Origin of the sequence: Streptomyces albidochromogenes, assembly GCF_005981925.1 — a bacterium.
Lineage (GTDB): Bacteria > Actinomycetota > Actinomycetes > Streptomycetales > Streptomycetaceae > Streptomyces > Streptomyces albidochromogenes.
The window spans coordinates 1-7,040 of the sequence record NZ_VBVX01000322.1; the positions used below are offsets into that span (position 1 = coordinate 1).

General features: G+C 73.2%; 5 protein-coding genes. 3 read left to right on the top strand and 2 right to left on the bottom strand.

What is annotated here, in order from left to right; all coding sequences use genetic code 11:
- Window positions 1–31: 31 nt before the first annotated feature.
- A complete protein-coding gene (locus E2E34_RS28755; protein WP_138904811.1) occupies window positions 32–1,114 on the top strand; it encodes an aminopeptidase P family protein in 1,083 nt (360 codons plus the stop codon).
- A 57-nt stretch (window positions 1,115–1,171) separates the two neighbouring features.
- Here E2E34_RS28755 and treZ read toward each other — a convergent pair whose 3' ends face one another.
- Complete coding sequence (gene treZ / locus E2E34_RS28760; RefSeq protein ID WP_138904808.1) at window positions 1,172–2,926, bottom strand: malto-oligosyltrehalose trehalohydrolase; 1,755 nt, start codon at window positions 2,924–2,926, stop codon at window positions 1,172–1,174.
- Between the two features lie 70 nt (window positions 2,927–2,996).
- Window positions 2,997–3,950 (bottom strand): GNAT family N-acetyltransferase, encoded by a 954-nt coding sequence (locus E2E34_RS28765; RefSeq protein ID WP_138904812.1) that lies wholly within the window; start codon window positions 3,948–3,950, stop codon window positions 2,997–2,999.
- Window positions 3,951–4,101: 151 nt separating this feature from the next.
- Between E2E34_RS28765 and E2E34_RS28770 the strand changes: the two genes are divergently transcribed.
- Both E2E34_RS28770 and E2E34_RS28775 read left to right on the top strand, forming a co-directional pair.
- The gene (locus E2E34_RS28770) at window positions 4,102–4,650 is read left to right on the top strand and encodes an FHA domain-containing protein (RefSeq protein ID WP_138904809.1); all 549 of its coding nucleotides are present in this window, start codon (window positions 4,102–4,104) and stop codon (window positions 4,648–4,650) included.
- 200 nt (window positions 4,651–4,850) lie between these two features.
- Window positions 4,851–7,040: MMPL family transporter (locus E2E34_RS28775; protein ID WP_138904810.1), on the top strand; the 2,190-nt coding region annotated here is incomplete at its 3' end.

A 7,040-nucleotide genomic window follows, 5' to 3' on the forward strand; every position in this document is an offset into this window, starting at 1 on the left:
CGCCCCGCTCGATGACGCGCTCGCCCGCCTCGTGGTGCGGGTTGGCGCCGTTCGGGCCGCTGCCGACGCCGGTCTGGACGGCGTACTCGTCGCTCCGGGCCCCGACCTGGTCCACCTCACCGGCTACCAGCCCCCGGCGGCCACCGAACGCCTCACCCTGCTCGTGCTCTCCGCCGACCAGGAGCCCGTGCTCGTCGTGCCCACCCTGGAGGCGCCGGACGCCGAGCACGCCCCCGGCGCCCCGGCGCTGACGCTGCGGGACTGGACGGACGGCAAGGACCCGTACGCCGTCACCGCGCCGCTCCTCGACGTGGCCGGCCGCTTCGCGGTCAGCGACAACACCTGGGCGCTGCATCTGCTCGGCCTCCAGCAGACCCTGCCGAGCACGTCGTACATGTCGCTGACATCGGCCCTGCCCATGCTCCGGGCCGTGAAGGACGCGGCCGAACTGGCGCGCCTGGAGGCGGCGGGCGCGGCGGCGGACGCCACGTACGAGGAGATCCTCAAGGTCCGCTTCTCCGGGCGGCGGGAGAGCGAGGTGGCGGCGGAACTCGCGCGCCTGCTCACCCGGTTCGGCCACGAGCAGGTCGACTTCACCGTCGTCGGCAGCGGCCCGAACGGCGCCAACCCGCACCACGAGGCGGGCGAGCGCGTCATCGAGCGGGGCGACATGGTCGTACTCGACTTCGGCGGCCTCAAGCACGGCTACGGCTCCGACACCTCCCGCACCGTCCACGTCGGCGAACCGACCACCGAGGAGCAGCGCGTCCACGACATCGTCCGGGAGGCGCAGCAGGCGGCGTTCGAGGCGGTGCGGCCCGGGATCGCCTGCCAGGAAGTGGACCGGGTGGCGCGCGCGGTGATCACCGAGGCCGGGTACGGCGAGTACTTCATCCACCGCACCGGGCACGGCATCGGCGTCACCACGCACGAGCCGCCGTACATGATCGAGGGCGAGCGGCAGCCGCTCGTGCCCGGCATGTGCTTCTCCGTCGAGCCGGGGATCTACCTGCCGGGGCGCTTCGGCGTGCGCATCGAGGACATCGTGACCGTCACCGGGGACGGCGGCCGGCGCCTCAACACGACGCCCCGCGAACTGGCCGTCGTCGACTGACCGCCGCACCGCCGTCGCCGGCGCCCCGGGAGCCGGCGGCCCCCGGGGCGCGGTGGTTCAGCCCGCCGGGCCGAGTACGACGCCGGACTCCGCCGGCAGGCGCAGCAGCCCGTCGGTGCCCGGCGCGTCGACCGGCTCCCAGGCCGCGAGGACCCGGCTGAGGCCGTTGCGGCCGAGGCCGATCGTGACGGGTTCCTTCGACAGGTTCACCGCGACCCGGATGTCACCGCGCCGGTACGCCAGCCAGCGCGCGCCCTCGTCGTAGGCGACCTTGACCGCCGCGAGGTCCGGATCGGCGAGGTCGGGCCGCTCGCGGCGCAGGGCGATCAGTTCCCGGTACCAGGCCAGCACGCGCGCGTGCGGCTCACTCCCCGGCTCGGACCAGTCCAGGCAGGAAGCCTCCCTCGTGCGCGGGTCCTGCGGGTCCGGGATGTCCTCCGCCGCCCATCCGTGCGCCGCGAACTCCCGCCGCCTGCCCTCGCGTACGGCCCGGGCGAGCTCCGGATCGGTGTGGTCGGTGAAGAACTGCCAGGGGGTGCGGGCCGCCCACTCCTCGCCCATGAACAGCATGGGGACGTACGGGCCGGTGAGGACGAGCGTGGCGGCGCACGCGAGCAGGCCGGGGGAGAGGGTGGCGGAGAGCCGGTCCCCGAGGGCTCTGTTGCCGACCTGGTCGTGCGTCTGGGAGTAACCGAGGAAGCGGTGCGCGGCGGTTCTCGTACGGTCCACGGAACGGCCGTGGACGCGTCCCCGGAACGTCGAGAACGTGCCGTCGTGGAAGAACACCTGGGTGAGCGTCTTGGCGAGCGCTTCGAGCGGGGCGCGGGCGAAGTCGGCGTAGTACCCCTGGGACTCGCCGGTGAGGGCGGTGTGCAGGGCGTGGTGGAAATCGTCGTTCCACTGCGCGTGCAGACCCAGCCCCCACGACTCGCGCGGAGCGGTCGTGCGCGGGTCCCCCTGGTCGGACTCCGCGATCAGGAAGAGCGCCCTGCCCAGCTCGCCGGAGAGCGTGTCGACGGCCGCCGACAGCTCCTCCAGGAACGTCAGCGCGCGGGTGTCGGCGAGGGCGTGGACCGCGTCGAGCCGCAGTCCGTCGACGCGGTAGTCGCGCAGCCAGGCGAGCGCGCTGCCGAGCAGGTACGCGCGCACCTCGTCGGACCCCGGCGCGTCAAGGTTGACGGCCGAACCCCACGGCGTGTGGTGCGTGTCGGTGAAGTAGGGGCCGAACATCGGCAGGTAGTTGCCGGAGGGGCCGAGGTGGTTGTGGACGACGTCGAGCACGACACCGAGCCCGAGGGCGTGCGCCGCGTCGACGAAGCGCTTGAGACCTTCCGGGCCGCCGTACGGTTCGTGCACGGCCCACAGCGACACCCCCTCGTACCCCCAGCCGTGCGTTCCCGGGAACGGGCAGACGGGCATCACCTCGACATGCGTGACGCCCAGCTCCGCCAGATGGCCGAGCCGGGCGGCGGCGGCGTCGAAGGTGCCCTCGGGGGTGTACGTGCCGATGTGCAGCTCGTAGAGGACCGCGCCCGCCAGCGGGACGCCGCCGGTCCAAGGCGTCCGCCACTCATGGACGTTGTGGTCCACGACGGCACTCGGGCCGTCCGGGCCGTCCGGCTGGCGGCGCGAGCGCGGGTCGGGCAGGACGGGTCCGCCGTCCAGCGAGAAGCCGTACCGCGCCCCCTCGCCCGCCTCGGCGTCCGCCGTCCACCACCCGTCCCGCGCCGGATCGCGTTCCATGGCGTGCGTTGTGCCGTCCAGCCGGAGCTCTGCCTGACCGGCCTTCGGTGCCCACACCTCGAACAGCACTGGCGGCCCCTCTCGTCGACGATGCCGCCACCCATGGTGCGTCAGGCGGACATGATCCGCCGGTAATTCGTCAGCTCCACGTCATATTGACCGCGCGTTCGAAGTTGACGTACCCGGCGCGCGCGAAGGACCTGGCCATCGGGACGTTGGCGAGGTCCGTCGCCGCGCGGATGCGGGGCACGTCCTGGGCGGCGAGGACGCGGGTGCCCTCGGCGAGGATGTCGTCGATGTGCCCGTGGCCGCGGTGGGCGGGCACCACGCCGATGTACGCGATGGTGTGGTGGTAGTTGTTGCGCGCGGGGATGACGAATCCGACCGGCTCGCCGCCGTCCGGCAGTGCCGCGACCCGCCACCACCCGCGCGGTGAGGAGTAGGCCGCGAACTCCTCCTCGAACTGGAGCTCGGCGGCCTCGCGCGGCGTGAGCCCGGTCGCGAGATCGGCCTGGCTGTGCGCGTCGAGCGTGCCCTCAAGGACGAGCGTCATCAGCGAGACCACCTCCTCGTCGTCGTGCGGCGGACGGAACGCCAGCCGGCCGGTCGGCGCGGGCACCGGGGTGCCGGGGCGCCATTCGAGCCGCAGGCGCTCGACGAGCAGCCGCGCGCCGGTCCGTTCCAGGACCTCCGTGCGGGCCTCGACCACGTCGCGGGCCACCGCGTCGTCGCGCCAGTCCGGCGGGATGAAGCGGCCGTACTCGGGACGGGGCGTGCCGGCCGGGAGGACAGCGTCCGACGCCGTCTCCAGGAGGCGCAGGCCGATCGCGGCGCGCTCCGGCCGTGCCAGCGTGTCGTCCAGGTCGAAGAAGTCGAGAGCCTGCGGCGGTTCGCCGGCGCGTGACGTCCACCAGGAGAGGCGGGCCAGCACCCGGTCGCCGCGCAGCGCCACCCACATCCACTCGGGACGGCGGCGGCCGGTGGCGAGGTCGTCCTCCAGCTCGTGGTCGAGGACGTACGAGAGCCGGCAGAAGAGCGCCAGCTCCTCCGGTCCCGAGAGCGGTCGTACGGTCAGATCCTGGTACTGCGGTATGGCGGTCAAGCCGTCCCCCCGTGACGTGTGTGTCCGCAGACAGTAACAACGGTGACCCGAACGGGCCTGTGGTAGGTCTGCGCAGGTCAGGTCGTACGGGATGAACCGTTCTTCTGGACACCCGAGCCCGGTCGGCCCGACAATCGGCTCTGTGACGTCGTCCTTCGAGTTCCACACGTATCCCGCCCGGCTGTCCGACGCCGAGCGCGACCGTGTGCTCGGAGTGCTCAGGGAGGGCGCCGCCCAGGGGAAGCTGTCGCACGACACCTTCGTACGCCGGATGGAGCTCGCCCTCGTCGCCCGCCGGTCCGACGAACTGGACCTGCTCACCTGCGACCTGGAGACCGAGAGCAGCTGGGCGCGCGGCCTGTTCGGCGCGGTGCGGCGGGCTTCGGCGTTCTCCGTACGGCTGCGTAGGGCGTGGCAGACGGAGCGGCTGCCGAAGCTGCTCTTCCCCGAGCCGGGCCCGTACCCGCTGAGGATCGGGCGCGATCCCGCGAACGGACTGCGGCTCAGCCACGAGACGGTCTCGCGCGTGCACGCCGAACTGTCCGCGCGGGGCGGCGGGTGGATCCTGCGCGACCTCGGCTCGACCAACGGCACGTCGGTGAACGGGCGGCGGGTCACGGGGGCCGTCCTGGTGCGGGACGGGGACCAGGTGAGCTTCGGACGGATGAGCTTCCGGCTCTCCGCCCGCTGACCCTCCCGCACCTCCTGAGCCCGCGCGCTGACGGGCCTCCGGGGCGCCGCCGGTCCTTCGCGCGTCGGCCCGACGCCGCCCGCCGGGGCCGGGGTGGGGTTATCCGCAGGGGAGTTGTGCCCGCTGGTACCAGTGACCGCGAGGGACCCGGACCGGGACGCTGATCGACAAGCGGAAAGCGTCCTCGGGAGGGAAACACGATGGCCGGCAGCAGTCAGCCGATCACGGTGGGAATCGCGCGTTGGTGTGCGACACATCCATGGCGAGCCATAGTCGGGTGGGTGCTGTTCCTCGCCCTGTGCGTGGGCGCGGGCAGCGCGGCGGGCATGAACAAGGGGCAGTTCTCCGACTTCTGGATCGGCGAGGCCGGCCGCGCCGAGTCCATCGCCGCCGACGGCGGGCTCACCCCGCCGCCCGTCGAGCGGGTGCTGATCACGGCTCAGCGCGGGAAGCTCGACACCGCGGCCGCCCGGGACGCCGCCCACGACGTACGGCAGCGGATGGGGAAACTGCCCGCCGTCGTGTCGTCGGCCCCGCCGAAGGCCGCCGCGGACGGCTCCGCGGTGATGGTCGCCGTCACCCTGCGCGGGGACAAGGAGACCGCCAAGGAGGACGTCGACGCGCTGCTCGCGCAGACCGAGGCGGTGCGCCAGGACCACCGGGACCTGCGGATCGAGCAGACCGGCAACGCGTCCATCTCCAACGGGGTCAACGACCAGCAGGGCAAGGACCTCCAGCGCACCGAGGCGATCAGCCTGCCGGTCACCTTCGTCATCCTGTTCTTCGTTTTCGGGGCCGTCCTCGCCGCCGGCATCCCGGTCCTGCTGGCGCTCTTCGCCTTCGCGGGAGCGGTGGGCCTCTACGGCCTCGCCTCCTGGATCACCCCCGACGCGGGCGGCGCCGCGCTGAGCGTCATCTTCATGCTGGGCATGGCGGTCGGCGTCGACTACTCGCTCTTCTACCTCAAGCGGGCCCGGGAGGAACGCGAGCGCACGGGCGGCACGATCAGCCACGCCGCCGCCGTCGAACTCGCCGCGGCCACCTCCGGACGCGCCGTCGTCGACTCGGGCCTCGCGGTCGCCCTCGCGCTCGGCGGCCTGTACCTGATGGACGACGTGATCTTCTCGTCGATCGCCACCGGCGCCATCCTGGTCACCCTCGTCGCGGTGGCCGGCTCGCTGACCGTACTGCCCGCGCTGCTCGCCAAGCTGGGGGACCGCACCGACGGCCGCAGGGGACGCCGCCGCGCCGCCACGGGCCGCCCGGCCGGCCCCGAGCACAGCCGCGTGTGGTCCGCGCTGCTGCGGCCGGTCATGCGCAGGCCGCTGGTGACCCTGCTGGCCGGACTCACCGCCACGGCGGCTCTCGCCCTGCCCACGCTCGGCATGAAGCTCGGCACCGAGGGCAAGGACACGTTCCCCGACAGCGTGGCCGCGATGGCGGCGTACGACCGGCTGACGGCCGCCTACCCGGCCGAGGGGATCGCGCACCTCGTGCTCGTACGGTCGGACGCCGCCCACGCCGGCCAGGCGCGGGCCGCCCTGCGCCGCCTCGCCGACCGGACCAGGGGCGACGCGCTCTTCGCCCAGGACGCCGGCGCCGCGCGACCGCGCACCTCCGCCGACGGCCGTGCGGCGATCCTCGCCCTGCCCGTGCCGTACGGCGAGAACGCCGAAGCGGCGGCCCGCTCCCTGGCGCTGCTGCGTGACGAGCTGATACCGGCGACCGTCGGCAGGGTGCCCGGAACCGAGACCGCCGTCAGCGGCGAGATCGCCTACGGCGCGGACTACGCCGCGCACCAGGAGCAGCGGCTCCCCTGGGTGATCCTCTTCGTCTCGCTGGCGACCCTGGCGATCATGTACGCCGCGTTCCGCTCCGTCGTCATGGCCGTGCTCAGCGTGTTGCTCAACCTCGCGGCGGTGATGGTCTCCTGGGGCGTACTGACCCTGGTCTTCCAGGGCACCTGGGCCGAGGGGCTCCTCGGCTTCGAATCCACCGGGTTCGTCGGCTCCCGCACCCCGTTGCTGGTCTTCGCCATCCTGGTGGGGCTCTCCACCGACTACCAGATCTTCGTGGTCAGCCGGATCAAGGAGGCGGTGCGGCGCGGCGCGGCGACCCGCGAGGCCGTGGTGGACGGCATCACCGGCTCCGCGAGTGTCGTCACCAGCGCCGCGGTCATCATGGTGTCCGTCTTCATCAGCTTCCTGTTCATCGACCGCATCGAGATGAAGCAGATCGCCGTGGGCCTCACGGTGGCGGTCCTGTTCGACGCGATCGTGCTGCGGGCGCTGATCCTGCCCTCGGCGATGGCGCTCCTCGGCGACCGCTGCTGGGGCCGCCGGACCGCCGAACCCGCCCGGGCGACACGCCCCGGCACCGAGCCGCCCCAC